Below are 2,500 nucleotides of genomic sequence, written 5' to 3'. Positions count from 1 at the left end.
TGCTTTCAGCGGTTATCGCTTCCGAACATAGCTACCCGGCAATGCCACTGGCGTGACAACCGGAACACCAGAGGTTCGTCCACTCCGGTCCTCTCGTACTAGGAGCAGCCCCTCTCAAATCTCCAACGCCCATGGCAGATAGGGACCGAACTGTCTCACGACGTTCTGAACCCAGCTCGCGTACCACTTTAAATGGCGAACAGCCATACCCTTGGGACCGACTACAGCCCCAGGATGTGATGAGCCGACATCGAGGTGCCAAACACCGCCGTCGATATGAACTCTTGGGCGGTATCAGCCTGTTATCCCCGGAGTACCTTTTATCCGTTGAGCGATGGCCCTTCCATACAGAACCACCGGATCACTAAGTCCTAGTTTCCTACCTGCTTGATCCGTCGATCTTGCAGTCAAGCACGCTTATGCCTTTGCACACAGTGCGCGATGTCCGACCGCGCTGAGCGTACCTTCGAGCTCCTCCGTTACTCTTTAGGAGGAGACCGCCCCAGTCAAACTACCCACCATACACGGTCCCCGACCCAGATAATGGGCCCAGGTTAGAACGTCAAGCACGACAGGGTGGTATTTCAAGGATGGCTCCACCACAGCTAGCGCCATGGTTTCATAGCCTCCCACCTATCCTACACAGACGAACTCAACGTTCAGTGTAAAGCTATAGTAAAGGTTCACGGGGTCTTTCCGTCTTGCCACGGGAACGCTGCATCTTCACAGCGATTTCAATTTCACTGAGTCTCGGGTGGAGACAGCGCCGCTGTCGTTACGCCATTCGTGCAGGTCGGAACTTACCCGACAAGGAATTTCGCTACCTTAGGACCGTTATAGTTACGGCCGCCGTTTACTGGGGCTTCGATCAAGAGCTTCGCCTTGCGGCTGACCCCATCAATTAACCTTCCAGCACCGGGCAGGCGTCACACCCTATACGTCCACTTTCGTGTTTGCAGAGTGCTGTGTTTTTGATAAACAGTCGCAGCGGCCTGGTTACTGCGACCCTCTTCAGCTATAGCTCGCACGAGCCACCAAAAAGGGTGCACCTTCTCCCGAAGTTACGGTGCCATGTTGCCTAGTTCCTTCACCCGAGTTCTCTCAAGCGCCTGAGAATTCTCATCCTACCCACCTGTGTCGGTTTACGGTACGGTCTGCGTAAGCTGAAGCTTAGGAGCTTTTCCTGGAAGCGTGGTATCAGTGACTTTGCCATAAAGGCTCGTCTCGGTGCTCGGTCTTAGAGGATCCCGGATTTGCCAAAGATCCAAACCTACCGCCTTTCCCCAGGACAACCAACGCCTGGTACACCTAACCTTCTCCGTCCCTCCATCGCACTTACGCGAGGTGCAGGAATATTAACCTGCTTCCCATCGACTACGACTTTCGTCCTCGCCTTAGGGGCCGACTCACCCTGCGCCGATTAACGTTGCGCAAGGAAACCTTGGGCTTTCGGCGTGCGGGTTTTTCACCCGCATTATCGTTACTCATGTCAGCATTCGCACTTCCGATACCTCCAGCAGACTTCTCAATCCACCTTCAACGGCTTACGGAACGCTCCTCTACCGCGCATACGAAGTATGCACCCCAAGCTTCGGTTCTGTGCTTAGCCCCGTTAAATCTTCCCCGCAGACCGACTCGACCAGTGAGCTATTACGCTTTCTTTAAAGGGTGGCTGCTTCTAAGCCAACCTCCTGGCTGTCTGTGCCTTTCCACATGGTTTTCCACTTAGCACAAAATTTGGGACCTTAGCTGTGGGTCTGGGTTGTTTCCCTTTTCACGACGGACGTTAGCACCCGCCGTGTGTCTCCCATACAGTCCGTCTCGGTATTCGGAGTTTGCAATGGTTTGGTAAGTCGCGATGACCCCCTAGCCATAACAGTGCTCTACCCCCGAGAGGATACATATGAGGCGCTACCTAAATAGCTTTCGAGGAGAACCAGCTATCTCCGGGTTCGATTAGCTTTTCACTCCTAATCACACCTCATCCCCTACCTTTGCAACGGGAGTGGGTTCGGGCCTCCAGTGCGTGTTACCGCACCTTCACCCTGGGCATGACTAGATCACCCGGTTTCGGGTCTACTGCCCGCGACTATGCGCCCTTATCAGACTCGGTTTCCCTTCGCCTCCCCTATACGGTTAAGCTTGCCACGAACAGTAAGTCGCTGACCCATTATACAAAAGGTACGCAGTCACTCCTTGCGGAGCTCCTACTGCTTGTACGCACACGGTTTCAGGTTCTATTTCACTCCCCTCTCCGGGGTTCTTTTCGCCTTTCCCTCACGGTACTGGTTCACTATCGGTCGGTCAGTAGTATTTAGCCTTGGAGGATGGTCCCCCCATGTTCAGACAGGGTTTCACGTGCCCCGCCCTACTCGTCTTCACTGAAATGGCCCTTTCAGATACAGGGCTATCACCTTCTATGGCCGCTCTTTCCAGAGCGTTTTCCTAGAACCAAATCAGCTTAAGGGCTAGTCCGCGTTCGCTCGTCGCTACTTACGGA

General features: G+C 54.0%; 1 rRNA gene (only partly in view). It reads right to left on the bottom strand.

The features are described from left to right. Positions 1-2,500 (bottom strand): 23S ribosomal RNA (locus ACSDHM_RS00020) (it extends past both window edges: 149 nt to the left, 229 nt to the right).

This window comes from Stenotrophomonas sp. T8, from assembly GCF_051853085.1.
In the GTDB taxonomy this organism is placed as follows: Bacteria; Pseudomonadota; Gammaproteobacteria; order Xanthomonadales; family Xanthomonadaceae; genus Stenotrophomonas; species Stenotrophomonas sepilia.
Note: the sequence above shows the minus strand (reverse complement) of the source record. Positions and strands in the feature narration are given on the sequence as shown.